At 73.7% G+C, this 23,541-nt stretch carries 24 protein-coding genes; 10 read left to right on the top strand and 14 right to left on the bottom strand.

Annotation, left to right across the window (positions count from 1 at the left end; all coding sequences use genetic code 11):
- Positions 1-124: 124 nt before the first annotated feature.
- Positions 125-1,567, bottom strand: a complete 1,443-nt coding sequence (mqo, locus tag OGL89_RS07005; RefSeq protein ID WP_263119197.1) for a malate dehydrogenase (quinone) — start codon at positions 1,565-1,567, stop codon at positions 125-127.
- A gap of 153 nt (positions 1,568-1,720) precedes the next feature.
- Here mqo and OGL89_RS07000 point away from each other — a divergent pair, with 153 nt between their 5' ends.
- From OGL89_RS07000 to OGL89_RS06985, 4 genes are read left to right on the top strand one after another with little or no spacing between them, the layout of a single operon-like run.
- On the top strand, positions 1,721-1,888 hold the full coding sequence (locus tag OGL89_RS07000; RefSeq protein ID WP_263119196.1) for a hypothetical protein: 168 nt from the start codon (positions 1,721-1,723) through the stop codon (positions 1,886-1,888).
- Positions 1,885-2,388 carry a hypothetical protein gene (locus OGL89_RS06995; protein ID WP_263119195.1) on the top strand — a complete coding sequence of 168 codons (504 nt, stop codon included), beginning with the start codon at positions 1,885-1,887 and terminating at the stop codon, positions 2,386-2,388. Before OGL89_RS07000 ends, OGL89_RS06995 begins: the two co-directional genes overlap by 4 nt.
- The gene (locus tag OGL89_RS06990) at positions 2,385-3,413 is read left to right on the top strand and encodes an NAD-dependent epimerase/dehydratase family protein (RefSeq protein ID WP_263119194.1); all 1,029 of its coding nucleotides are present in this window, start codon (positions 2,385-2,387) and stop codon (positions 3,411-3,413) included. The genes OGL89_RS06995 and OGL89_RS06990 overlap by 4 nt, the downstream gene beginning before the upstream one ends.
- Before the next feature lie 37 nt (positions 3,414-3,450).
- Entirely contained in the window at positions 3,451-4,023 is a 573-nt protein-coding gene (locus OGL89_RS06985; protein ID WP_263119193.1) for a DsbA family protein, read from the top strand.
- A gap of 181 nt (positions 4,024-4,204) precedes the next feature.
- Here OGL89_RS06985 and nhaA read toward each other — a convergent pair whose 3' ends face one another.
- A complete protein-coding gene (gene nhaA / locus OGL89_RS06980) occupies positions 4,205-5,638 on the bottom strand; it encodes a Na+/H+ antiporter NhaA (protein ID WP_263119192.1) in 1,434 nt (477 codons plus the stop codon).
- A 102-nt stretch (positions 5,639-5,740) separates the two neighbouring features.
- Between nhaA and OGL89_RS06975 the strand changes: the two genes are divergently transcribed.
- Entirely contained in the window at positions 5,741-6,559 is an 819-nt protein-coding gene (locus OGL89_RS06975; protein WP_263119191.1) for an SDR family oxidoreductase, read from the top strand.
- A 1-nt stretch (position 6,560) separates the two neighbouring features.
- On the opposite strand, the gene OGL89_RS06970 is transcribed toward OGL89_RS06975, so the two are convergent.
- Genes OGL89_RS06970 through OGL89_RS06960 form a run of 3 tightly spaced genes read right to left on the bottom strand, consistent with a single transcriptional unit; the run spans position 6,561 to position 8,127 of the window.
- Positions 6,561-7,007 carry an HIT family protein gene (locus tag OGL89_RS06970; RefSeq protein ID WP_263119190.1) on the bottom strand — a complete coding sequence of 149 codons (447 nt, stop codon included), beginning with the start codon at positions 7,005-7,007 and terminating at the stop codon, positions 6,561-6,563.
- On the bottom strand, positions 7,004-7,567 hold the full coding sequence (locus OGL89_RS06965) for a DUF1697 domain-containing protein (protein WP_263119189.1): 564 nt from the start codon (positions 7,565-7,567) through the stop codon (positions 7,004-7,006). Before OGL89_RS06965 ends, OGL89_RS06970 begins: the two co-directional genes overlap by 4 nt.
- An 8-nt stretch (positions 7,568-7,575) precedes the next feature.
- On the bottom strand, positions 7,576-8,127 hold the full coding sequence (locus tag OGL89_RS06960) for an NYN domain-containing protein (protein ID WP_263119188.1): 552 nt from the start codon (positions 8,125-8,127) through the stop codon (positions 7,576-7,578).
- Positions 8,128-8,189: 62 nt separating this feature from the next.
- Between OGL89_RS06960 and OGL89_RS06955 the strand changes: the two genes are divergently transcribed.
- From OGL89_RS06955 to hemQ, 4 genes are all read left to right on the top strand, one after another.
- A complete protein-coding gene (locus tag OGL89_RS06955; RefSeq protein WP_263119187.1) occupies positions 8,190-8,657 on the top strand; it encodes a MarR family transcriptional regulator in 468 nt (155 codons plus the stop codon).
- Positions 8,658-8,807: 150 nt separating this feature from the next.
- Entirely contained in the window at positions 8,808-9,317 is a 510-nt protein-coding gene (locus OGL89_RS06950; protein WP_263119186.1) for a flavodoxin domain-containing protein, read from the top strand.
- A gap of 83 nt (positions 9,318-9,400) precedes the next feature.
- Positions 9,401-10,636, top strand: a complete 1,236-nt coding sequence (locus OGL89_RS06945; protein WP_263119185.1) for a ferrochelatase — start codon at positions 9,401-9,403, stop codon at positions 10,634-10,636.
- Positions 10,633-11,367, top strand: a complete 735-nt coding sequence (gene hemQ / locus OGL89_RS06940) for a hydrogen peroxide-dependent heme synthase (RefSeq protein ID WP_263119184.1) — start codon at positions 10,633-10,635, stop codon at positions 11,365-11,367. Before OGL89_RS06945 ends, hemQ begins: the two co-directional genes overlap by 4 nt.
- A gap of 37 nt (positions 11,368-11,404) precedes the next feature.
- On the opposite strand, the gene OGL89_RS06935 is transcribed toward hemQ, so the two are convergent.
- The 6 genes from OGL89_RS06935 to OGL89_RS06910 all read right to left on the bottom strand — a co-directional run bounded on the left by OGL89_RS06935 (position 11,405) and on the right by OGL89_RS06910 (position 16,841).
- Positions 11,405-11,755: an META domain-containing protein gene (locus OGL89_RS06935; RefSeq protein WP_263119183.1), complete on the bottom strand. Its 351-nt coding sequence runs from the start codon at positions 11,753-11,755 to the stop codon at positions 11,405-11,407.
- A gap of 29 nt (positions 11,756-11,784) precedes the next feature.
- Positions 11,785-12,807, bottom strand: coding sequence for an LLM class flavin-dependent oxidoreductase (locus OGL89_RS06930; protein WP_263119182.1), 1,023 nt, complete (start codon positions 12,805-12,807; stop codon positions 11,785-11,787).
- Positions 12,808-12,861: 54 nt separating this feature from the next.
- Positions 12,862-14,175 (bottom strand): Glu/Leu/Phe/Val dehydrogenase, encoded by a 1,314-nt coding sequence (locus OGL89_RS06925; RefSeq protein WP_263119181.1) that lies wholly within the window; start codon positions 14,173-14,175, stop codon positions 12,862-12,864.
- 118 nt (positions 14,176-14,293) lie between these two features.
- Complete coding sequence (locus OGL89_RS17155; RefSeq protein WP_263119180.1) at positions 14,294-15,253, bottom strand: M15 family metallopeptidase; 960 nt, start codon at positions 15,251-15,253, stop codon at positions 14,294-14,296.
- Positions 15,250-16,029 (bottom strand): aldo/keto reductase, encoded by a 780-nt coding sequence (locus OGL89_RS06915; RefSeq protein WP_263119179.1) that lies wholly within the window; start codon positions 16,027-16,029, stop codon positions 15,250-15,252. Before OGL89_RS06915 ends, OGL89_RS17155 begins: the two co-directional genes overlap by 4 nt.
- On the bottom strand, positions 16,026-16,841 hold the full coding sequence (locus OGL89_RS06910; RefSeq protein ID WP_263119178.1) for an AraC family transcriptional regulator: 816 nt from the start codon (positions 16,839-16,841) through the stop codon (positions 16,026-16,028). Before OGL89_RS06910 ends, OGL89_RS06915 begins: the two co-directional genes overlap by 4 nt.
- Positions 16,842-16,947: 106 nt before the next feature.
- Here OGL89_RS06910 and OGL89_RS06905 point away from each other — a divergent pair, with 106 nt between their 5' ends.
- Complete coding sequence (locus OGL89_RS06905) at positions 16,948-20,253, top strand: bifunctional proline dehydrogenase/L-glutamate gamma-semialdehyde dehydrogenase (protein ID WP_263119177.1); 3,306 nt, start codon at positions 16,948-16,950, stop codon at positions 20,251-20,253.
- Between the two features lie 48 nt (positions 20,254-20,301).
- Here OGL89_RS06905 and OGL89_RS06900 read toward each other — a convergent pair whose 3' ends face one another.
- The 3 genes from OGL89_RS06900 to OGL89_RS06890 form a co-directional block, all read right to left on the bottom strand.
- Complete coding sequence (locus tag OGL89_RS06900; RefSeq protein WP_263119176.1) at positions 20,302-21,315, bottom strand: LacI family DNA-binding transcriptional regulator; 1,014 nt, start codon at positions 21,313-21,315, stop codon at positions 20,302-20,304.
- Positions 21,316-21,433: 118 nt separating this feature from the next.
- Entirely contained in the window at positions 21,434-22,351 is a 918-nt protein-coding gene (locus tag OGL89_RS06895) for a carbohydrate ABC transporter permease (protein WP_263119175.1), read from the bottom strand.
- Entirely contained in the window at positions 22,348-23,475 is a 1,128-nt protein-coding gene (locus OGL89_RS06890; RefSeq protein ID WP_263119174.1) for a sugar ABC transporter permease, read from the bottom strand. Before OGL89_RS06890 ends, OGL89_RS06895 begins: the two co-directional genes overlap by 4 nt.
- Positions 23,476-23,541: the final 66 nt, after the last annotated feature.

The raw sequence follows: 23,541 nt of genomic DNA, 5'->3' as shown, positions 1-23,541 counted from the left end.
CGCCCCTCACCGGATGAACGGGATGACACGGTCACGTGTGGAGGGCACTCAACCGTGTGCGGCCCGTCGGAGTCTGCAGGGGGCGACTCCGGCGGGCCGCCCCTGTGTCCGGGGCCGCCCGCCGTCAGGGCTGGTCGACCAGGTCCGGGTCCTCGGACGGCGCGTCGGCGTCCGCGTCCTCGTCGGTCAGCGACGGCATCATCGCCCGCAGCCGCGGCTGCCACCCGGCCATCCGGGCCGGGAAGCAGCGTCCCAGCAGATCGACCATCGCCGACGCCGCGGTGGACGCGCCAGGGGAGGCCCCGAGCAGGCCGGCGATGCTGCCGTCCGCCGCGGTGACCAGCTCGGTGCCGAACTCCAGCACGCCGCCCCCGCGCACCGGCTTGATCACCTGGACCCGCTGACCGGCGGTGATCAGCTCCCAGTCCGCGTCCGCCGCGTCGGGCAGGTACTCCCGCAGGCTCGCCATCCGCTGCGCGCGCCCGGCCAGCACCTCGGTGATCAGATAGCGCAGCAGTCCGACGTTCTTCAGGCCGACCGACACCATCGGCCAGACGTTGTCCGGGCGGATGGTGCGCAGCAGGTCGCCCCAGGAGCCGTGCTTGAGGAACTTCATGCTCCAGCCCGCGTAGGGGCCGAACAGCAGGGCCTGGCCACCGCCCACCGCGCGGGCGTCCAGGTGCGGCACCGACATCGGCGGGGAGCCCACCGCGGCCTTGCCGTACACCTTGGCCCGGTGCTCCGCGACCAACGACGGGTTGCGGGTCCGCAGGAACTGCCCGGCGATCGGGAAGCCGCCGTACCCGCGGATCTCCCGGATGCCCGAGCGCTGCAACAGCCGCAGCGCCCCACCGCCCGCGCCGACGAACACGAACCGGGCGTTCAGCACCCGTGACCGGCCCGAGGACCGGTCCTGGATCAGCAGCTGCCACCCGCCGTCCGGCCCACGGCGCAGGTCGCGGACCTCCTGTCCGGTACGGATCGTCGTGCCCCGGTCGCCCAGGTCGTCCAGCAGATGCCGGGTGAGCGCGCCGAAGTCCACGTCGAAGCCGTCCGGTGCCCGGGTGGCGGCCACCGGTCCGGGCTCGCGACCGGCCATGATCAGCGGCACCCACTCGGCGATGGTCGCCGGGTCGTCGCTGAACTCCATCGCGGCGAACCGCGGGTGCGCGCTCAACGCGGCGTGCCGACGGCGCAGGTAGTCCACGTCCCGCTCGCCCTGCACGAAGGTCATGTGCGGCACCGGGGTCCGGAAGTCGTCGCCGGGCAGCCGCCCCTGCGCGATCAGGTGGTCCCACAGCTCGGTGGAGAGCGAGAACTGCTCGTTGATCCGCACCGCCTTGGCGATGTCGATCGACCCGTCCGGGCCCTCGGGCGTGTAGTTCAGCTCGCACAGGGCGGCGTGGCCGGTCCCGGCGTTGTTCCAGGCGTCCGAACTCTCCCGGGCGACGGCGTCGAGGCGTTCGATCACCTCGATCGACCAGGTGGGTTCCAGCTCGGACAGCAGGGTGGCGAGGGTGGCGCTCATCACGCCACCGCCGACCAGGGCGACATCGACCTCAGACACGAGGTCGATGGTAACGACCGAACAGGGACCTTCGACCCGGTTGACCAGAATCTGTGCTCCGCGCCCGACCTCGACCCCGGGTCCGGACCGGCACTCCGCGGCCCCGGCACATCTGCGGGTGCGGACCGTGCGACCCGGTGCCACCGTGGAGCGATGACCACCGACGACGGCACCCGGGGCTACGACCCGGAACAGGACCCCGACTCCGATCCGGAGATGCTCAACCCGCGCACCGGCAGCCAGGCGGCGGGCGGTGACCAGGACCCGGACCAGGACACCGACGCCGATCCGGACAACCTGAACCCGCGCCCGACGACGTGAGCGCGCTCGACCGGCAACAGCTGCGGATCTACCTGTCGGACCACCTGGCCGGGGCGTCCGCCGGTGCCGCGCGTGTGCGCCGAATGGCCCACGCCTATCGGGACACCCCGCTCGGGCCGGAGCTCGCGGAGCTGGCCGAGTCGATCCCCGCGGAACGTGACTGGTTGGAGCGCTCGATGCGGGAGTGGGGCCTGCCGCCGAGCCGGGCCAAGCAGCTGGCGACCACAATCGGAGAACGCCTCGGCCGGTTGAAGCCGAACGGCCGGGTGCTGAACCCCGCCCCGATGACCGCGCTGCTGGAGCTGGAGCTGATGCGGTCGGCGGTGCTGGGCAAGCGCGGGGTGTGGGAGACGCTCGCGGTGCACGCGGCGGACCTGGGGCTCGACCCGGCCCGCGCCGCGGAGCTGATCGCGGCCGCGGACGAGCAGATCACCACCCTGAGCAGGCTGGGCGACCGCGCCCGCCAGCAGGCGTTCCGAGCCGGAGGGGGCCGAGGATGAGAGTCGTCGTGGTCGGGGCGAGCGGAAATGTCGGCACCGCGGTGCTGCGCCGTCTGCGTGCGGACGAGTCGGTCACCTCGGTCCGTGCGCTGGCCCGCCGGGTGCCGCACGCCACGCCGCCGGCGCCCTATGACGTGGCCGAGTGGTGGCCGGTCGACCTGGGCGCCAGCGGACCGGATGAGCGGACCGTCGATCATCTGCGGCGGGCGTTCGCCGGGGCCGATGCCGTCGTGCACCTGGCCTGGGCGATCCAGCCGAGCCGGGACCGCGACCGACTGCGCCGGGTGAACGTGGACGGCACCCGCCGGGTGATCGAGGCGGCGGTGCTCTCCGGCGTGCCCCACCTGGTGGTGGTGTCCTCGGTCGGCGCCTACTCCCCGGCCTACGACGACGACCCCCGCGCCGAGGACTGGCCGACCGACGGGCTGCGCAGCTCGTCCTACAGCCAGGACAAGGTGGCCCAGGAACGACTGCTGGACGAGGCGGAGCGCCGGCACCCCGGGCTGCGCATCGCACGGGTCCGGCCGGCCCTGGTGTTCCAGCGCGCGGCCGGGTCGGAGATCAAGGGCCTGTTCCTCGGGCCGCTCGTGCCCCGGCAGCTGCTGGACGGCCGGCTCCCGGTGCTGCCCTGGCCGGCGGGTCTGCGGGTGCAGGCGGTGCACGGGGACGATCTGGCCGACGCGATCCGCGAGGTGGTGGTCCGGCAGGCCACCGGTCCGTTCAACCTGGCGGGCACCGGGGTGGTCCGGGCCGCCGATGTGGCGGACGTGGTCTCCGGCGGCGACTGGCGGGAGGTGCCGCACACCCCGGTGCGCCGGGCGCTCTGGGCGGCCTGGCGGCTGCGGCTGGCCCCGGTCGGACCCGGCTGGTTCGACATGGCGGTCGGTGCCCCGCTGTTGGACACCTCACGGGCGGAGCGCGAACTGGCGTTCCGGCCGCGGTGGTCGTCGGTGGCGGCGATGCGGGACCTGATGGACGGCCTGGTGCACGGCGCCGGGACCGCGAGCCCGCCGCTCAAGCCGTGACCGGCATGGATCCGGCCCACCCGGCGTTGCAGGACCCGTGACCACTCCCGCGACTCCCGACGACGTCCTGCGCTGCGAGGCCGGACCCGGCGGTCTGCCCGGCGCCGCACCGCGCCCGGAGGGCCCGGCCCGCCTGGTGCTCGGCGACCCGGGAGCCCCGGTGACGATCACCGAGTTCGGCGACCTGGAGTGCCCGTACTGCCGCCAGGCCGCCGAACCGCTGCGCCGGCTCGTCGCGGAGTCCGACGGGGGAGTGCGCCTGGTGTGGCGGCACTTCCCGCTGTTCCAGGTGCACCCGCACGCGCTGGTCGCGGCGCTCGCGGTGGAGGCGGCCGCAGACCAGGGGATGTTCTGGCCGATGCAGCAGGCCCTGTTCGCCCAGCAGAACCGGCTCACCGAGCCGGACCTGCGTGCGGTCGCCCGCACCCTGGGGCTGGACCCGGACGCCGTCACCGGCCCGGCCGCCCAGCCGCTGGCCGCTCGGGTCGAGGCGGACTACGTCGCCGGCCTGGACCTCGGCGTGGCGGGGACCCCGACGATCTACGTCGACGGGATGCCGTACGACGGCCCGCTCACCCTCGCGGGCCTGAGGCGCGCACTGCCCGCCTGACCCGCTCCGCCCCCGCCGTCGCCCCGCCCGAGGTGGGCACTTCCTCCCGGGGTCGGCAGTCCGCCCGAGGTCGGCAGCTCTGCCCGAGGTGGGCACTTCTGCCCGAGGTCGGCAGTCCGCCGGGCCCTCTGCGGGGCGAGCTGCCGAGCTCGATGGTCACGGACGGCACGGCGGCGCGGGCTCAGACGGTGCCGACCGCCCAGGGCCCGGTGGGCAGGCGCGGGGGGAGCTCCTCGTCGGGGGAGCACAGCGGCAGACGGTTGCCGAGCGCGCGGAGCAGGACGCTGCCCAGGACCGCGGCGAGCAGCGATCCGGCCAGGATGCCGATCTTCGCCTGCTCCCGGATCGCCCCCTCGAACGCCAGCTCGGCGATGAACAGGGAGATGGTGAACCCGATCCCGGCCAGCACCGCGCCGCCGAGCAGGTGTCCCCAGCGCACCCGGCCGGGCAGCTGGCCCAGCCCGGTGCGGATCGCGATCGTGGCCGCACCGGTGATCCCGATCGTGTTGCCGGCCACCAGCGCCACCGCCACCCCGATGCTCACCGGGGAGGTCGCCGCCGCGCGCAGCGCCTCGGCGTCCAGGCGCACCCCGGCGTTCGCCAGGCCGAATACCGGCACGATCACGAACGCGCTCCACGGGTGCAGGATCCGTTGCAGCCGCTCGCTGGCGGGCACCGCGGCCCGGGCGGCCAGCTCGGTCAGGTGCTCGCGGTCCGCGGTGGTCTCGGCGACCAGCCCGTCCGCCCACTGCGGCACCTGTTCGACGTGTTCGCGGGCCGTCGACCGGGACGGCAGCAGCAGGCCGACCAGCACCCCGGCCAGCGTGGCGTGCACCCCGGACGCGTTCACCGCGAGCCAGAGCGCGATCCCGATCAGCGCATAGGGGGTCAGCCGCCAGACGCCGAGCCAGCGCAGGGCCAGCAGACCGGCCAGCAGCACCGCCGCGACACCGAGCGCCAGCCAGCGCACGCCGTCGGTGTAGAACACCGCCATCACCGTGATCGCGCCGATGTCGTCCACGATCGCCAGCGTGAGCAGGAACAGCCGCAGCCGGTCCGGGCACGCGGGACCGAACAGCGCCAGGATCCCGACCAGGAACGCGGTGTCCGTGCTCATCACCACGCCCCAGCCGTGCGCGGCCTCGGTCCCGCCGTTGAAGGCCAGGTAGATCAGCGCGGGCACCGCCAGACCGCCGAGTGCCCCGAGCGCCGGGACCGCGATGGTCCGCCGGTCGCGCAGCTCGCCGCTGGTGACCTCCCGGTTGATCTCCAGGCCGACCACGCAGAAGAACACCGCCATCGCGGCGTCGTTCACCCAGTGGTGCAGGTCCAGGTCCAGCCCCCAGGACCCGAGGTGGAAGCCCGCCGACGTCGACCACAGCGCGTCGTAGGCCGCCGACCACGGGCTGTTCGCCCAGACCAATGCGAGCACGGTCGCGGCCAGCAGCGCCAGTGCGGACCCGGACTCGGTGACCAGGAAGTCCCGCACCGAGGTGTTCACCGACGGCAGCCGGACCCGCAGCGACGGTCCCGGGGTCAGCGGACCGGCGGGCGGTCGGGGATCGGGGTCCGCCTGGACGACGGGCCGGTCCGTCTCGGGTCCCTCGGTCGTCACGGGCGGCTCCCTCGTGCGTCTGCTGGTGTGTGCCCGACGGGTGCCAACGCCCCTGGTCCGGTCAGTATGCCCACCGCCGCGGACGGATGCGACGATGGCCCGATGAGCAGCCACCCCCGCACCGCACTCGTCACCGGAGCCGGACGGGGGATCGGCCGCGGCCTCGCGCTCGGGCTCGGGTCCGCCGGGTGGGATCTGGCCCTGGTCGGTCGCACCCCCGGGCACCTGGAGGCTGTGGCGGCCGAGATCGGCGCCGCGCACCCCGACCGCACCGTGCTCGCCCTGCCCGCCGATGTCACCGACGCCGCCCAGGTCGCCGAGGTGGTCGCCGCCGCCGAGCGGGGGCTGCCCGGCGGCATCGGCCTGTTGGTGAACAACGCCGGGGTGATCGAGCGCCAGGAGGTCGACCTGGCCGCGGACGACGTGGAGGACGTCTGGCGGGTGATCGAGGTCAACGTCCGCGGTCCGCTGCTGGTCACCCATGCCGTGCTGCCCGGGATGCTGGCCCGCGGCGCCGGACACGTGGTCAACATCAACTCCGGTTCCGGGCACCGGCCGTCCGGGGTCTACACCGGCTACGGGATCAGCAAGGGGGCGCTGGCCCGGCTGACCACGCTGGTGCACACCCAGGTCGCCGACCGCGGCGTGCGGGTGCTGGACGTCGCGCCCGGCGTGGTGGTCACGGACATGACCCAGGCGATGCCGTTGCACGACGGCCGGGCGGAGTGGACGCCGGTCGAGGCCAGCGTGGACCTGATCGACGCCTTCGGCTCCGGGCGGCTGGACGCGTTGTCCGGTCGGTTCGTGCGTGCCGGCACCGACACCGAGGAGTCGCTGCGGTCCCGGGCCGACCGCATCGTGGCGACGGACGCCCGGACCCTGCGGCTGGCCGCCTGGGGCGAGGACGACCCGGTCGCCTGACTCAGAGCGCGGAGGAGCCGAGCGCGGCCGGAACCTGGGTCCCGTGCCCACCGGCCCGCAGCGCGTCGCGCAGCCGCTCGGCCGAGGCGTCCAGCTGCGCGGCGGGCAGGTCCTGCCGGGCGTTGGCGAAGCTGAGCTGCTCCTCGCCCCAGGCCGGCAGCACGTGCAGGTGCAGGTGCGGCACCTCGAACCCGGCGACCAGCAGCGCGGCCCGTGGGGCGTCGAACGCCTCCTGCTGGGCGGTGCCGATCCGCTTGGCGACCCGGGTCAGGTGCGCGAGCAGGTCGTCGTCGGCGTCGGTGAACCGGGCCACCTCCGCACGCGGCACCACCAGCACGTGCCCGTCGGTGATCGGCGCGATGGTGGCGAACGCGACACAGGTCTCGTCGGCCCAGACGAACCGGCCGGGGATCTCACCGTCGATGATGCGGGTGAACAGGGTGCTCATCCGGCCACGGTACCCAGGTCGGCGAGCTTGCGGGTGAGGGCGAGCACCGTGTTCCAGTTCCGCCCGGAGCCCTTCGCCCCCGCGGCCCGGTCCAGCACCTTCCCTGTGAGCTTCGACCGCCCGATGCCGTCCACGTAGTCGATGTAGCCCTCCTCGTGGTGGAAGGTCGCCGACTCCGGTCCGTAGCGGGTCAGGTCCGGACTGCCCTCGGCGACCGGACCGTCGTAGAACATCACGATCAGTCGGGACGGCCGGTCGGCGGCGGCCTCGGGATAAGGATTGGCGGCGACCACCGCGGACATCTGGTCCAGCGTGCGCACGACCAGTCCCAGCGGCAGGTCCAGCTCCGCGCGGAACCGGCCGGTGAGCTCGTCGACCAGCTCCGCGCGGTCCCCGGTGAAGTCCGGCCGGGGCCGCAGCAGCAGGTTCCCGGTGGCCAGCCAGGTGGACACGTCCCGGTGCCCGAGCGCCGCCGTGACCTCCCGGAGCCGGGCCATCGGCACCATGCCGCGCCCGCCCAGGTTCACCGCCTGGAGCAGGGCGACGACCGGGGTGTCCACGGCCGTGCCTACAGGAACCGCAGCGGGTCGAACTCCTCCAGCGGGATGATCCGCAGCCGGGGGAGCGTCACGTTGAACGCCTTGACGTCCGACTCCAGGTCGAAGGTCTCCAGGCCCTGCTCGACCAGGTGGGCCAGCTGGGTGCTGGTGAACTCCCGGAACGCCAGCAGGCCGACCTTGCGGTCGTCGTCCTCGAGCAGCGCCTCCATCTCCGGCGCGAAATCGCCGTCGTGCGAGGCGAGCAGGACGTCGCCCTCGCGGTCGGCGAGCGCGTCCAGGGTGCGCTTGATGCCGATGTCGACGACCTTGCCCTCGCCGGACAGCGGGATCGGCTGGAATCCGATCGCCAGCAGCGCCTGGACGAAGGACATCGGCAGGGTGCCGCTGGTCGCGTTGAGGAAGAACAGCCCCTTGGTGTCCTGGCCCCAGGTCCGCTGGGCGAAGTCGAGCACCCGCTCCCACCGCGGTCGCTGCTCCGGCGTCGGCCGACCGTTGAGGATCGAGGACCCAAGGGTGGCGTCGATGTTCTCGCCGTCGACCAGGACGTAGGTGGTGGGCATGCGGCTCAGCGTACGGCCGGTCGGCCAGAATGGGGGCTGCACGCCCCGCGAACGGAGGACGGATGACCGGCGACGCACGTCTGGCGGCCGAGGCCTGGGAGGAGCTGTTCCGCACCCAGGTGGCGATCATGCGACGGCTCCAGCGCGACCCGATCTGGGACCGGGTCTCGCTGCGGGAGTACGACGTGCTGTTCACGCTGTCCGGTGCGCCCGAGCAGCGGCTGCGGCTGCGGGAGCTGGCCGAGTCGAGTCTGCTCAGCCAGCCCAGCCTGAGCCGGATGGTCGAGCGGCTGGAGGCGGCGGGCTGGGTGCGCCGGGACCGGTCGCCGGAGGACGGCCGGGGCGTCCTGGTCGGCCTGACCCCGGAGGGCGCGGCGTTGCAGCGCGCGGTGGGCCGTCGGCACGTCGAGGCGATCGCGCACTACGTCGGCGGGGCGCTGGACGAGGACGGGCTGCGGACCCTGCGCCGGGTGACCGCGGCGCTCCGGCAGGGGCAGGGCCTGATCCCGGACCTGGATCGGGACCTCTGACCCGCACGTCCACCGATCGTGACCGGCGACACGGCGCGCGGCGGCGATCGGGGACCTCCGGCCCACGACCTGCGCCGTCCCGGCACTGACGATTGATCGGGTCGGGTGCGTTCCTCGCCCCGTCGCCGCATCAGCCGTAGAGGGGGACCCATGCGAGTCCTGATCACCGTGGCCTCGCGTCATGGCGCCACCGCAGAGATCGGCTCGGCGATCGGTCGAGTGCTGACCGAGGCCGGACACCAGGTGGTGGAGTCCGCGCCGGAGGAGGTCACCTCGCTCGACGACGTCGACGTGGTGGTGCTCGGCTCCGCGGTCTACACCGCGCACTGGCTGCCCGCCGCGCGGGAGTTCGCCCGGCAGTGGCAGGACGAGCTGCTGGCCCGCCGGGTGTGGGTGTTCTCCTCCGGCCTGGCCACCCAGCCGGCCGCCTCCGCGAACTCGCCGCACGAGCTGCTGGCGCTGCGCGAGCGGGTCGGTGCCCTCGGCCACCGGTCGTTCGCCGGACGGCTGCAGCGCAGCGAGCTGGCGTTCGCGGAGCGGGCGCTGATCGCCGGCGCCCGGGCCAAGGAGGGCGACCACCGCGACTTCGAGGCGGTCGCCGCCTGGGCGCGTGACATCGCAGGTCAGCTGGCCGTGGTGCGGGAGCAGACCGTCGCCTGACCAAGGAGCTGACGACGCGTCAGGACAAGATCACGGCCGGAGGCCCCGCCGTTGGAAATTCTTGAACTGTTCAAGATGACATGATGCAGGACGTGACTTCTGCTGCCCCGACGACGTCGTCGCTCGCCCCGTACGACGCCGTGCTCCTGTTGTCCTTCGGTGGTCCCGAGCAGCCCGCGGACGTGCTGCCGTTCATGCGGAACGTGACGCGCGGCAAGGGCATCCCGGAGGAGCGCCTGGTCGAGGTCAGTCAGCACTACGCGCTGTTCGGCGGCAAGAGCCCGATCAACGACCAGAACCGGGCCCTGATCGCCGCGCTGCGCGCCGAGCTGGACGCCCGCGGCCTGACCGACCTGCCGATCGCCTGGGGCAACCGGAACTGGGAGCCGTACACCGAGGGTGCCCTGGAGTCGCTGCGCGAGGCGGGACACCGCCGGGTGCTCGCCGTGGTGACCAGCGCCTACGGCTCGTACTCGGGCTGCCGGCAGTACCGCGAGCACCTGGCCGCCTCGCTCCAGGGGCTCGGCGCGGACGACACCGACCCGACCGGTGACCAGGGCACCGCCGGCATCCGGGTCGACAAGCTCCGGCACTACTTCAACAACCCGGGCTTCGTCCGGGCGAACGCCGACGCGGTGATCGAGGCGTACACCGCGCTGGCCGGGAAGACCGGCAGGCCGGTCACCGCGCTGCTCTCCGAGGCGCCGCTGCTGTTCGTCACCCACTCCATCCCGGAGGCGATGGAGGCGGGTTCCGGTGCGCGCCGCCCGTCGTACCTCACCCAGCACCAGGAGGTCGCCCGCGAGGTGGCCGGGCTGGTCGCCGAGCGGTTCGGGGTGATGCCGGAGTCCAGCCTGGCGTTCTGCTCCCGCTCCGGTCCGCCGCAGCAGCCCTGGCTGGAGCCGGACATCAACGACGTCCTGACCGAGCGGGCCGGCGCGGGGACGACCGCCGTGGTGATGTCCCCGATCGGTTTCGTCTCCGACCACATGGAGGTCGCCTTCGACCTCGACACCGAGGCGATGGCCACCGCCGAGTCGCTGGGCATGACCGCGGTCCGGGCCGGATCGGCCTCCACCCGCGCGCCCTTCGTCTCCGGCCTGGTCGACATGATCACCGAGCGCGCGGCGCGCGAACGCGGCGAGGACGTCACCCCGGTCACCGTCGGCGACCTGGGCGCCTGGCCCGACCGCTGCGCCGCCGGCTGCTGCTTCCAGCGCGCCGGGCAGGACACCGGCATCCCGGCGACCGCCGGATCGGATCACGCGGGCCGCGACGACGCGGACCGCGCCACCACGGAGGAGACGACTGCACGATGAGCACCACCCCGGAAGCCGGCGGCCACACCCCCGAGGTCGCCGACCAGATCAACGCCTCACTGCGCTACGCGATGTACGCGGTGTTCGAGGTCTCCAGCCCGCTGCCGGCCGACGCCGCCGCCCGTCAGCGCGCCGTGGCCGAGGTGCTGGACACGCTGACCGGTGACGACCGCCCCGAGGACCTGGTGGTGCGCGGCTGGTACGACGTCGCCGGTCTGCGGGCCGACGCGGATCTGATGGTGTGGTGGCACGGTCCGACGATCGAGTCGGTGCAGGACGCCTTCCACCGGCTGCGGGCCAGCGAGCTCGGCGCGCACCTGCTCCCGGTCTGGTCCGTCGTGGCGATGCACCGTCCGGCCGAGTTCAACCGCGGTCACGTCCCGGCGTTCCTGGCCGGCGAGGAACCGCGCGCCTACCTGTGCGTGTACCCCTTCGTGCGGTCCTACGACTGGTACGTGCTGCCCGAGGCCGAGCGCCGGGAGCTGCTGCGCGAGCACGGGCACGCCGCCCGGGACTACGCCGACGTCCGGGCCAACACCCTGTCGTCCTTCGCGCTGGGCGACTACGAGTGGATCCTCGGCTTCGAGGCGGACGAGCTGCACCGGATCGTGGACCTGATGCGTGATCTGCGGGCCACCGGCGCCCGGTTGCACGTGCGGGAGGAGACCCCGTTCTACACCGGGCCGAAGGTCGACCTGGGCGCGTGGGCGGAGCGCCAGCCGCGCGCCTGAGCGATCGCCGCCGGAGTCCTCGCCGGTCGCCGTGCGCCTAGAGCAGCTCGGACTCCGGCGGGGCGGGCACCAGACGGGCGGTGCGGCCGTCCTCGGCGGACAGCAGCAGCTCGTCGTCGGCGACGGTCACCGTCAGCGGTCCGGTGAGCAGCCCGAGGACCGCGCGCTCCACCGCCATCCGCTCCGGCGGACCGGCCATCAGGGTCGCGACGATCGGGCCGAAGGTCAGCCGTCCGTCGGTCAGCGCCCAGGTGCCACGCACCCGGTTCACCCCGCCGTTGCCGTAGACCTGCCCGTCCTCCTCGAAGTGCAGGGTCGGGGGCCGGTCGCCGACCGCCTCCCCGGACAGATCCGTGACCATCCAGCTGCGACCGACGACCTCGTCCATCCGCCGATGATGTCATCGCCGGGCCGCGCTCACCAGAGCTCGGCGATCCGCTCCAGCGTGTGGATCCGGTCCGCGACGTCGTAGGTCGTCGCGGTGAGCATCAGCTCGTCGGCGTCCACCCGGTCCACCAGCTCGCGCAGCGCCGCGACCGCGGGCTCGGCGGTGGTGGTGATCTGGGTGCCGGGGATCTGCGCCATGACCGCGCGGCCGTCCGGGTCGGCCGCCAGGGTGTCCAGCAGCTGCTCGGCCTCCTCCGGCGTGACGACCGGGGCCAGCGGGCCGCGGGTGCGCAGCCGCAGCATCATCACCCGGCTCGGACCGGACAGCCAGGCCGCCCGCTCCTCGGAGTCCGCGACGATCACCGACGACGACACCATGAACCGGGGCCGGGCCTGTACCGCGGACGGCTGGAACCCGCTGCGGTAGGCGGCCGCCGCCTGCTCGGTCAGGCCGGTGTTGAAGTGGTGCGCGTAGCTGAACGCCAGCCCCAGCCGGGCCGCCAGCTGGGCGCTGTACAGGCTGGAGCCGAGCAGCCACACCTGCGGGGTCCCGGACGCCGACGGGGTGGCGATCAGGCGGGTCGCGGCGGGGGTCGGGGAGAGCCCGGCGGCGGGCTGGCCCAGCAGCGCCAGCACGTCGACCAGCTCGGTCGGGAAGTCCTCCTCACCGGTGCGCCGCAGCGCCGCGGCGGTCATCGGATCCGCGCCCGGCGCCCGGCCGATCCCCAGGTCGATCCGTCCCGGGTGCAGCGCCTCCAGCATGGCGAACTGCTCCGCGATCACCAGCGAGGGGTGGTTCGGCAGCATCACGCCGCCCGAACCCAGCCGGATCCGGTCGGTGTGGGCGCCCAGGTGGGCCAGCAGCACCGCCGGGGAGGTGGAGGCCACGGCGGGCATCGAGTGGTGCTCCGCCACCCAGAACCGGTGGAAGCCCAGCCGGTCGGCGGTCCGGGCCAGGGCGGTCGAGTCCGCCAGGGCATCGGCGGAGGTGCGTCCGGTGCCGACACCGGACAGGTCGAGGACGGAGAGGGGGACGGTGCGCTGATCGGTCACATCAGGTCGCAACGTCCCCGACCCGTCACCGCTTCCCGGGCCCGCTGATCCCGATCACGGATACAGGCCCCGCAGCTGGTGCGCCTCCGCCACCCGCGACACCCCGATCACCAGGGCGGCGTCGCGCAGCGTGATCCCGTCCGCCCGGGCCCGGGTCGCCACCGCCTGGTACGCGGTCCGCATCCGCTGGGCCAGCTTCTCCGCGATCTCGACCTCGCTCCACCAGTACGCCTGGTTGGCCTGCACCCACTCGAAGTAGGACACCACCACGCCGCCCGCGTTCGCCAGGATGTCCGGCACCACGGTGATCCCGCGCTCGGCCAGCACCCGGTCGCCCTCGGAGGTGGTGGGGCCGTTCGCGCCCTCCACCACCCAGCGCGCCTTCACCCGCCGGGCGGAGTCGGCGTCCAGCACGTTCTCCACCGCGGCCGGCACCAGCACGTCGACGTCCAGTCCCAGCAGCTCGTCGTTGCCGATCGGGTCCGCCTGCGGGAACCCCTGCACGGAGCTTGTCTCCGCCACGTGCCGCTGCAACGCGGCCAGGTCCAGACCGTCCGCCGCGTACACCCCGCCGTTCTCGTCGCTGACCGCGACCACCCGGGCGCCGCCGTCCGCCAGGAACCGGGCGGCATGCGACCCGACCTTGCCGAAGCCCTGCACCGCGCAGGTCACCTCCGGCAGCCCGGTCCCGGCATCGGCCAGCGCTGCCTCCGCCGCGTGCACCACCCCGCGTGAGGTCGCGGTCGCCCGGCCCAGCGAGCCACCGACCGCCAATGGCTTGCCGGTCACCACCCCGGGGGTCGTGAACCCGGTGTTCACCGAGTAGGTGTCCATCACCCAGCTCATGGTCTGCTCGGTGGTCCCGATGTCCGGCGCCATGATGTCCCGTTCCGGACCGATCACCGGCATCAGCTCCGAGGTGTACCGCCGGGTCACCCGCTCCAGCTCCGCCGTCGAGTACCCGCGGGGGTCGATCGCCACCCCGCCCTTCGCACCGCCGTAGGGCAGGTCGACCACCGCGCACTTCCAGGTCATCCACATGGCCAGCGCGCGCACCTCGTCGATGTCGACCCCGGGGGCGTACCGCAGTCCGCCCTTGCCCGGTCCGCGGGAGATGTTGTGCTGCACCCGGTACCCGGCCAGCACCTGCACGCTGCCGTCGTCCCGGCGCAGCGGCACCGCCACGTGCAGTTCCCGGCGCGGGGTGGCGAGCATGGCGTGCATGCCCTCGTCGTAGCCGAGCAGCCGGACCGCGGAGCGCAGCTGATCCTGCGCGGTGTCCAACGGACCCGATCGGCTCGGGTGCCGGGTCTGGTCGTCGGTGGCCGGAGCCGCTGGGGTGTGCGGATCGGGGACGGACGCTGTCATGCGATGCCTCCTGGGCGATGCTGGACGGCCCGCGGGCGGGGCCTCGTCGCGCCGCCTCGACGCCGGGCCGCCGGACCTGGCCACTGTGCCACAGCGCGGGCGGGTGCACCGGGTGTCGTCAGCTGCTCCGCCCCGGCCCGTACTCGAAGTGCCAGTACTCCGCGTAGGGCTGCCCCTCGCGCACCCGGTCCGGTGCGTACCAGCCGTAGGTCGGCGCGTTCGCCACCAGCCACTGGTACCGCTCGGTGCCGAAGCCGTAGGTCTGCGGCCACTCCTGCACGTCGAGCGCGAGACCGAGACCGTGGCTGGAGGTGCCGGGGGTGGCGGCCAGGCCGCCGAGTGCGGCCTTCATCGCGACCTGGTCCTCGTAGGAGCGGTAGGTCAGATCCAGGTCGAGGGAGGCGCCGAAGGCCGCGCGATAGGCGTCGTTCAGCGCGGTGAGCGCGTCGGCGGCATCGCAGCGCAGGTACTGGGTGAAGCCGAGCTGGTCGGTGCCCCAGCCGATCGCGCACATGGCGGACATCGGCATGTGGCCGTTGGAGCCGTCGCCGTCCGCGGTGGGCACGGAGGTGACCCACAGGACGTTGCCGTTCGCGTCGACCGGACGGCCGTCGACCCAGCCGGCGATCCGGGAGCTCGTGGGGGCTCCTGGCGGGGCGGAGGTGGCCTCGGCAGCAGCAGCGCGGGCGGCCTCCTCCTCGGCGGCGGCCTGTTCTGCGGCGGCTGCGGCCGCTGCTGCGGCCGCCTCGGCCTCGGCCTGTGCCTGCGCGGCCGCGGCGGCCCGGTCGGCGGCGCGCTGCTGGACCTGGCGGGAGGCCGCGACGTCGGCGGTCCGCGACCGGTCGGACAGGAAGTCCTGCTCCTGTGCGGTCAGCTCCGCCGACAGGGCGAGCGCGTCGGCGTCCACCTGAGGTGCGGACGGCCCGCCGCGCAGCGCGAGCGCACCGGCCACCGCGCCCGTGGCGATCAGCAGCACCGCGGCCCCGGCGGCGATCAGCCGGGTGCGGTGGTGGCGACGGGTCCGGGCGCGCCGGTCGCGGCGTCCCGCCGATCCGTCGTCCACCACCGCGGGGCTCACTTCCCGAGCGCGTCGATCCGCGCCAGCTCCTCGGGCGACAGCTGGAAGCCCAGCACGTCGAGGTTGGATTCGATCCGCTCGCGGTGCACCGACTTGGGGATCACGACGATGCCGTGGTCCAGGTGCCAGCGCAGCACGACCTGCTGCGGGCTGACGCCGTGCGTCTCGGCGATCTCGGCCAGGACGGGTGCGGACATGTCGGTGCGCTTGAACGGGCTGTAGCCCTCGATCGCCACACCTCGGTCGGCGTGCCCGGCCACCAGGTCGGCGTCCCAGTCGGTGGGGCTCCACGGGATCTGGTTGACCGCGGGAGCCTCGCCGGTGGCGGCGATCAGCTCGTCGATCTGGTCGAGGGAGTAGTTCGACACCCCGATGTTGCGCACCCGGCCCTCGTCCCGGGCGGCGATGAACTCCCGCCAGGTGTCGGGGGTGGCCTGCTTGTTGGGCGGCCAGTGGATCAGCCACAGGTCCAGGTGGTCGGTGCCGAGCTCGGCCAGCGACTCGGTGAGGGTCTGGCGCTCGCGGCCCGCGTGGTCCGGCGGGAGCTTGGTGGTGACGAACACGCTGTCCCGGTCGATGCCGACGGCGGCCAGGGCACGTCCGACCTGGGCCTGGTTGCCGTAGCCGGTGGCGGTGTCGATGTGGGTGTAGCCGAGCTCCAGTGCGGTGATCACCGCACGCTCGGCGTCGTCGCCCTCGGACTGCCAGGTGCCGAGCCCGAGCAGGGGCATCGGGCCGTTCGGCAGCTGGATGGTGGGGATGTTCGCTGCGGTCATGTCTCCATCGTGTCCCGCCCGGGCGGTGTCGGCCAGGGGAGTCCGCCGGTGACGGGGTGCCCGGTGCCGGCGTCGCGGGCCGCGCGGCGGAACTGCGCGGGGGTCTCCCCGGTCAGGCGCCCGAACGTCCGGGTGAAGGACGCCTGGTCGTAGAAACCGGACTCCCGGGCGACCTCCGCCACCGGCAGCCGAGTGGTGCCGAGCAGGGTGGCCGCGTGATCGACCCGGGCGCGCAGCACGTACTGCTGCGGGGAGAGCGCGAACACCCGGCGCAGGCGGCGGTCGAGGGTGGCGGGGGAGCAGTCCGCCGCGGCGGCGAGCTCGGCGACGGTCGGCGGGGTGGCGATCCGGTCGCGGACCAGCGTGGCCACCCGGGTCAGCGCCGCCACGGTCGCCGGGTCGGCGTCCTGGCCGCGCAGCGCCTGGGAGATCGAGACCAGGCCGAGCACGGCGCCGTCCTCCGCCCGCACCGGTGACTTGGAGGTGAGGTACCAGCCGGGGGTGCCGCCCGGACGACGGATCAGCTCGAGTTCACGGCGCAGCTCCCGGCCCTCGGTCAGGACCGCGCGGTCCTGCTCGTCGTACCGGGCGGCCAGCAGCGGGTCGAACAGCTGGTCCGCGGTCCGGCCGACCACCGCGCGCCGGGACCGTTCGCCGGTCCGCCGGACGAAGGCGTCGTTGACCAGCAGATAGCGCCCCTCGGTGTCCTTGGCGCAGAACATGGTGCCGGTCAGGTCCTCGGCCAGGGTGAGCAGGGCGGGGGTGAGCGCGCGCACCAGCGGCGGGACGGGATGCGGTGGACGGCTGACCATGATCGGGGCAGCGTAGGCGGTCAGCAGGTCGACAGGACGGATCCCCGGCGCGGTGAGCGCGGATCGGTGCAAGACGCGGCCGGGGGTGGACGGGAACGATCAGGCCATGACGACGACCCACGAGCCGGCCGCGCCGCCGCGCGCCGACCTGACCGAGCGTGCCATCGAGCTGGCGGGCCGGTGGACCGAGGCCACCGAGGCGGACGCCACCCCCGCCGAGCGCCGGGCCACCGAACGGCTGGCCGCGCTGGTCGCGGACCCGGCGGGACTGGAGCTGGCGGTGCGGTTCGTCGACCGGGTCGCCCGGCCGGAGGACGTGCGGGTGGCCGCGCAGGAGCTGGTCGAGCTCGGCGACCGGGCAGCGGACGCCCGGGGCTTCCTCGGCGCCGCGGACCGCGGACTGCTGACGATCGGGTCGCGGGTCGCCCCGCTGCTGCCGCAGGTGGTCGTCCCGGCCGCTCGGATCCGGCTCCGGCAGTTGGTGGGCCACCTGGTCGCCGACGCCGGTCCGGGCCTGGCCGGCCACATCGCCCGCGCCCGTCGGGACGGCTTCCGGCTGAACCTGAACCTGCTGGGCGAGGCGGTGCTCGGGGAGGACGAGGCCCGTCGCCGACTGCGCCGGGTGCAGGACCTGGTGGTGCGGCCGGACGTCGACTACGTGTCGGTGAAGGTCTCCGCGGTCGCCAGTCAGCTCTCCACCTGGGACACCGCGGGATCGGTGGACCGGGTGGTCGACCGGCTGCGCCCGCTCTACCGGGTGGCCGCGGCGCACGGGACCTTCCTCAACCTGGACATGGAGGAGTACCGGGACCTGGAGATGACCGTCCGGGTCTTCGACCGGCTGCTCGCGGACCCGGAGCTGCGCGACCACTCCGCGGGGATCGTGCTGCAGGCCTATCTGCCGGACACCTCCGCCGCGCTCGACGAGCTGACCGAGCTCGCCCTGCGCCGGACCGCCGCCGGTGGCGCACCGCTGAAGGTGCGGCTGGTCAAGGGCGCCAACCTGGCGATGGAGCGGGTCGAGGCCGCCCAGCACGACTGGCCACAGGCTCCGTTCGCCGGCAAGCCCGAGGTGGACGCCCACTACCTGCGCCTGGTGTCGACAGCGCTGGACCCGGCACGGATCGGCGCGCTGCGGGTCGGCGTGGCCAGCCACAACCTGTTCCACGTCGCCTACGCCCACCTGCTGGCCGCGGACCGTGGGGTGGGCGAGGGCGTCGACATCGAGATGTTGCAGGGCATGGCGCCCGCACAGGCCCGTGCGGTGCAGCGGGACGCCGGGCAGGTGCTGCTCTACACGCCGGTGGTGTCCCGGGACGACTTCGACGTGGCGATCTCCTACCTGGTCCGGCGGCTGGAGGAGAACGCGGCGCCGGAGAACTTCCTGCACGCCCTGTTCGCCGGGGAGCAGGTCACCGGGCTGGACGCACAGCTGGCCGCCTTCCGGTCCGCGGTCGCCGACGCGGCCACGGTGGACACCACCCCGCGCCGGGTGGCCCGCCCGGCGGTCGATCCGACCGGGGAGCCGGGTCCGTTCCGCAACGCCAGCGACACCGACCCCGCGGTGTCGGCCTCCCGGGAGTGGGCCGCCGCCCTGGTCGCCCACGACGTCGCCGCCCCGCCCGGAGCCCAGGAGCTGACCGCCCCGGAGCAGGTGGACGCCGCCGTCGACCGGGCCCGGGCCGCGGCCCCCGCCTGGTCGGCCCGCCCCCCGGCCGAGCGGGCCGCGGTGCTGCACCGGGCCGCGGCCGAACTGGAGGCCGTGCGCGGCGACCTGGTGGCGACGATGGTGCACGAGGGCGGCAAGACCGTCGCCGAGGCCGACCCGGAGGTCAGCGAGGCGATCGACTTCGCCCGGTACTACGCCGCCCGGGCGCTGGACCTGACCGACGGCGCGGTGCCCGGTGCCCGGTTCCGGTCCGAGGGCGTCACCCTGGTCACCCCGCCGTGGAACTTCCCGGTGGCGATCCCGACCGGCTCGGTGCTGGCGGCGCTCGCGGCCGGTTCGCCGGTGCTGATCAAGCCCGCGCCGCAGACCCCGCGCTGCGTCCGGGTGGCGATGGCGGCCGTGCAGCGCGCCCTGGACGCGCACGGGGTGACCGAGGACGCGCTCCAGGTGGTGCTGACCGAGGAGAACGACACCGGCCGGCACCTGATCACCCACCCCGGCGTCGACCGGCTGCTGCTCACCGGCGCGCTGGACACCGCCCGGCTGTTCGCGGGCTGGCGGCCGGAGCTGGACGTGTTCGCCGAGACCTCGGGCAAGAACGCGCTGGTCATCACGCCCTCGGCGGACGTCGACCTGGCGGTGGCGGACCTGGTGCGCTCCGCCTTCGGCCATGCCGGGCAGAAGTGCTCGGCGGCCTCACTGGCGATCCTGGTCGGCTCCGCCGGCCGGTCCGACCGGCTCCGGCGCCAGCTCGCCGACGCGGTGACCTCGCTCAGGGTCGGGCCGGCCGACGACCTGGGCACCACGATGGGCCCGCTGATCGCACCCGCCGAGGGCAAGCTGCTGCGCGCCCTGACCACGCTGGACGCGGGCGAGCACTGGCTCGTCGAGCCGCGGCGGCTGGACGAGGAGGGCCGGCTCTGGTCGCCCGGGGTCAAGGTCGACGTGCGGCCCGGCTCCTGGTTCCACCGCACCGAGTGCTTCGGCCCGGTGCTCGGCGTCATCCGGGTGGACACCCTGGACCAGGCCATCGCGGTGCAGAACGACGTCGCCCTCGGCCTGACCGGCGGGCTGCACTCGTTGGACCCGGCGGAGATCGCGCACTGGCTGGACCGGGTCGAGGTCGGCAACGCCTACGTGAACCGGCACATCACCGGCGCGGTGGTCCAGCGCCAGCCGTTCGGCGGGTGGAAGGCCTCGGTCGTCGGACCCGGGGCGAAGGCCGGTGGTCCGCACTACGTGGCGCAGCTGGGTCGCTGGCAGGACGACCCGGAGGTCGCGGCGCTGGACGACGACGCCTGGCTGGCCTGGGCGGTGCGCGACGACGCCCGGTGCTGGGCGGAGGAGTTCGGGATCGACCACGACCCGACCGGGCTCGCCTCGGAGGAGAACACGCTGCGCTACCGGCCGATCCCGTCCCTGACCGTGCGGGTCGGCGACGACGGCCGGGAGCGGGACCTGCGCCGGGTGCTGGCGGCTGCCCGGGTCGCGGACGTCCCGGTCACCGTGCTGCGCGGCGACGACGTCGAGCGGCGGGTCGCGGCGGGGGAGATCACCGGACGGATCCGGGTGATCGGTTCCGCGCCCGGTCTGCGCGAGGCGGCCGCCGGACGGGTCGGGGAGGTGACCGTGCTGGACGGACCGGTGCTGGCGTCGGGGGAGCGCGAGCTGCTGACGGTGCTGCGGGAGCAGGCGGTCAGCCGGACCCGGCACCGGTTCGGGCACATCGACCCCACCCGCTGACAGCACGGGGGCCGGACCACCAGGTCCGGCCCCCGTCGCGGCACCGGGTCACGCGGAGTCGCGCACCACCAGCTCGGGCTCGAAGATCATCGGCGCGGTGCGCGGCAGCTCGCCGCGCAGCTGGGCGATCAGCTCGGCACCGGCGGCCCGGGCCATCGCGACCACCGGCTGGGTGATCGTGGTCAGCGCGGGCTTGGTGGTGACGGCCAGGCCGCTGTTGTCGTAGCCGACGATCGCCAGGTCGTCGGGGATGGTGCGCCCGGCCGCCGACAGCACCGGCACGGCGCCCGCCGCCATCAGGTCCGACGCGATGAACACCCCGTCGACGTCCGGGAAGCGCTCCACCAGCTCACGGGCGGCGGACGCGCCACCGTCCAGGGTGAAGTCGCCGACCACGACCGCGTCGTCGGACAGCCCGGCGGCGCGGAGCGCCTGCCGCCAGCCTTCCAGCCGGTCGATGCCCGCGCTCATGTCCGCCGGGCCGGTGATGGTGGCGATCCGGCGGCGTCCGCGCTCGATCAGGTGCTCGGTGGCCAGGCGGGCGCCGCCCACGTTGTCGGTGTCGATCAGCGACAGCTGCGTGCGGGTGGTGAACGGGCGGCCCATGAACACCGTGGGCAGGCCGGAGTCCTCCAGGGCCCGGTCGATGGTGTCGTCGCGGTGGTGGGAGACGATGATCGCGCCGTCCACGTGCCCGGCCCGCAGGTAGCGCACGGTGCGGGCGGCGTCGTCCGGCCGGGCGATCAGCAGCAGCAGCTGGAGGTCGGAGTCGGACAGCGCCAGGCTGACACCGTTCAGCACCCCGGCGAAGAACGGGTCGGAGAGCACGCGCTCGTCCGGCTCCGGGACCACCAGCGCCACCGAGTCGGTACGCCGGGTGACCAGGGACCGCGCCGCGCGGTTCGGGGTGTAGCCCAGTGCGGACACGGCGTCGGCCACGGCGGCCATCGCCTCCGGGGAGACCCGGTCGCCGCCGTTGATCGCGCGGGAGGCGGTGGACCGGGAGACCCCGGCGCGCTCGGCGACCTGTTCGAGTGTGGGAGCGGTGTGCAGCGGCGTCATCGCCTGGTCGACCACGATGGTCCCCCTCTGCTGATGGTGCTCGTCGGACGACGTCGCAGTAGTGGATACGCGGCTGGGACGCGGGGCCGGGGATCCGGCCCCGCGAGGCAGCCTAGCGTCAGCCCTTGACCGCGCCGGCCATGATCCCGGCGACCAGCTGCCGGCCGGCGATCACGAACAGCACCAGCAGCGGGATCACCGAGATGACCACGCCCGCCATGATCAGGGACATGTCCTTGAAGAAGGACGCCTGCAGCAGCTGCAACGCCACCGGCAGGGTCGGGTTCTGGGTCCCGAGCACGATGGACGGCCAGAAGAAGTTGGTCCAGGAACCGATGAAGGTGAACAGCGCCAGCATCGCTGCGGCCGGTCGGGCGGCGGGCAGCGCGATGTGCCAGAACGTCCGGATCATCGACGCGCCGTCCACCCGGGCGGCCTCGATCAGCTCGTACGGCAGGGCCGACTCCAGGTACTGGGTCATCCAGAACACCCCGAAGGCGGTGACCAGGCCGGGCAAAATCACCGCGAGCAGGTTCCCGACCAGGCCGAGCTCCCGCATCACGATGAACAGCGGCACCACACCGAGCTGGGTCGGCACCGCCATCGTCGCGATCACGAACACCAGCAGCGGACCGCGGCCACGGAACCGCAGCTTGGCGAAGGAGAATCCGGCCAGCGTGGAGAACAGCACCACGGAGGCCGAGGTGACCACGGCGACGATCACCGAGTTCACGAACGCCTGCGGCAGGTTGATGTTCGCGTCCATCACCCGCTGAAGGTTTTCCAGCAGGTTGCCGCCCAGGCCGAGGCCCGGGATCGGGTTCTGCGCGATCTGGCTGGCGGTCGAGCTGGCCAGCTGCAGCGAGTAGTACAGCGGGTAGGCGGAGCCCAGCACCACGATCGCGAGGATCGTGTAGGTCACCCACCCGGCGCGGCGGCCCTCGGAGGTCTGGGTCTGGTGCTTGCGCCGGCGTGCGGCGGCCCGGGCGGCGCCACGTCCGGCGCTCTGCTCGAGCATGGGGATCGAGGTGCTCATCGCGCGGTCCTTCCGGTGGTGCCGTCGGTGCCGGACCCGGGCTCGCCGGTCGCCGGACTGGTCTCGACCACCGGGGTCGAGGCGGGGGAGGGAGCGGACGGGATCGCGGCGCCCGAGGCGGACACCCGCAGCTGTCCCTTCTTGTCCTTCTTCGCACCGCTGGACGCGATCAACCGGGTCAGCGTGAAGTTCAGGATCGCGAACACGATGATCACCAGGAACAGCAGCCACGCGACCGCGGCGGCCCGGCCCAGGTTGTTCGTCCGCCAGCCGAGGTCGCGCAGGTACAGGGTCAGCGTCAGCCACTGGCCGCTGGACCCGCCCTTGCCGGCCTGGTCGAACATCCGGGGTTCGTCGTAGATCTGCAGACCGCCGATGGTGGAGGTGATGACCACGAAGATCACGGTCGGGCGCAGCATCGGGATGGTGATCGACCGGAACTGACGCCAGCGGGCCGCGCCGTCGATGGTGGCGGCCTCGTAGAGATCACGCGGGATGGCCTGCATCGCGGCCAGGAAGATCAGCGCGTTGTAGCCGGTCCAGCGGAAGTTGACCATGGTCGAGATCGCGATGTGCGACGGCAGCGACTGGGAGTGCCAGCCGATCGGGTCGATGCCGATCTGGCCGAGCAGGGTGTTGATCACGCCGGAGCCGTCCGCGAACAGCTTGGAGAAGATCAGCGCGACGGCCACCGGGGCCACCACGTAGGGGAGCAGGACGCCCATCCGCCAGAAGGTCTTGGCGCGGAGGTTCGCGTCCAGCATCGCCGCGATGATCAGGGCCGCGATCATCTGCGGCACGGTCGACAGCACGAAGATGCTGAAGGTGTTCCCCAGCGCCTTCCAGAAGTTGGGCTGGCCGAGGATGAACTGGAAGTTCTCCATCCCCACGAACTCGCCCTGGCCGCCCAGCAGGCTCCACTCGTGCACCGAGACCCACGCGGTGTAGATCAGCGGGAACAGACCGACGACGGCGAACAGCAGGAAGAACGGGGAGATGTACAGATAGGGGGAGAGCTTGACGTCCCACTTGCCCAGCTGCTGCCGGAAGCCGATCTTCCGCGGCGGGCGGGGGTCGTCGACGCTGCCGGGGGTGACCGGAGCTGAGGCTGTCGAGGTGGCCATGGGGGTCCTTCGCGGAACGAGTGGGAACGGCGGGGCGGGGGAGCGGCCCGCCGGCTGGGGTCAGCC

The organism is Cellulomonas sp. RIT-PI-Y (assembly GCF_025642745.1).
Lineage (GTDB): Bacteria > Actinomycetota > Actinomycetes > Actinomycetales > Cellulomonadaceae > Cellulomonas.
Note: the sequence above shows the minus strand (reverse complement) of the source record. Positions and strands in the feature narration are given on the sequence as shown.

Bases quoted from the DNA above. Each gene is read 5' to 3' on its own strand.
- OGL89_RS06900 (WP_263119176.1), bottom strand. From the start codon at position 21,315: ATGACGCCGCTGCACACCGCTCCCACACTCGAACAGGTCGCCGAGCGC.
- OGL89_RS07000 (WP_263119196.1), top strand. From the start codon at position 1,721: ATGACCACCGACGACGGCACCCGGGGCTACGACCCGGAACAGGACCCC.
- OGL89_RS06950 (WP_263119186.1), top strand. From the start codon at position 8,808: ATGCGAGTCCTGATCACCGTGGCCTCGCGTCATGGCGCCACCGCAGAG.
- OGL89_RS06935 (WP_263119183.1), bottom strand. From the start codon at position 11,755: ATGGACGAGGTCGTCGGTCGCAGCTGGATGGTCACGGATCTGTCCGGG.
- OGL89_RS06915 (WP_263119179.1), bottom strand. From the start codon at position 16,029: ATGACCGCAGCGAACATCCCCACCATCCAGCTGCCGAACGGCCCGATG.
- OGL89_RS06910 (WP_263119178.1), bottom strand. From the start codon at position 16,841: ATGGTCAGCCGTCCACCGCATCCCGTCCCGCCGCTGGTGCGCGCGCTC.
- OGL89_RS06970 (WP_263119190.1), bottom strand. From the start codon at position 7,007: ATGAGCACCCTGTTCACCCGCATCATCGACGGTGAGATCCCCGGCCGG.
- OGL89_RS06975 (WP_263119191.1), top strand. From the start codon at position 5,741: ATGAGCAGCCACCCCCGCACCGCACTCGTCACCGGAGCCGGACGGGGG.
- OGL89_RS06895 (WP_263119175.1), bottom strand. From the start codon at position 22,351: ATGAGCACCTCGATCCCCATGCTCGAGCAGAGCGCCGGACGTGGCGCC.
- OGL89_RS06905 (WP_263119177.1), top strand. From the start codon at position 16,948: ATGACGACGACCCACGAGCCGGCCGCGCCGCCGCGCGCCGACCTGACC.
- OGL89_RS06990 (WP_263119194.1), top strand. From the start codon at position 2,385: ATGAGAGTCGTCGTGGTCGGGGCGAGCGGAAATGTCGGCACCGCGGTG.
- OGL89_RS06925 (WP_263119181.1), bottom strand. From the start codon at position 14,175: ATGACAGCGTCCGTCCCCGATCCGCACACCCCAGCGGCTCCGGCCACC.
- OGL89_RS06945 (WP_263119185.1), top strand. From the start codon at position 9,401: ATGCAGGACGTGACTTCTGCTGCCCCGACGACGTCGTCGCTCGCCCCG.
- hemQ (WP_263119184.1), top strand. From the start codon at position 10,633: ATGAGCACCACCCCGGAAGCCGGCGGCCACACCCCCGAGGTCGCCGAC.
- OGL89_RS06890 (WP_263119174.1), bottom strand. From the start codon at position 23,475: ATGGCCACCTCGACAGCCTCAGCTCCGGTCACCCCCGGCAGCGTCGAC.
- OGL89_RS06955 (WP_263119187.1), top strand. From the start codon at position 8,190: ATGACCGGCGACGCACGTCTGGCGGCCGAGGCCTGGGAGGAGCTGTTC.
- OGL89_RS06960 (WP_263119188.1), bottom strand. From the start codon at position 8,127: ATGCCCACCACCTACGTCCTGGTCGACGGCGAGAACATCGACGCCACC.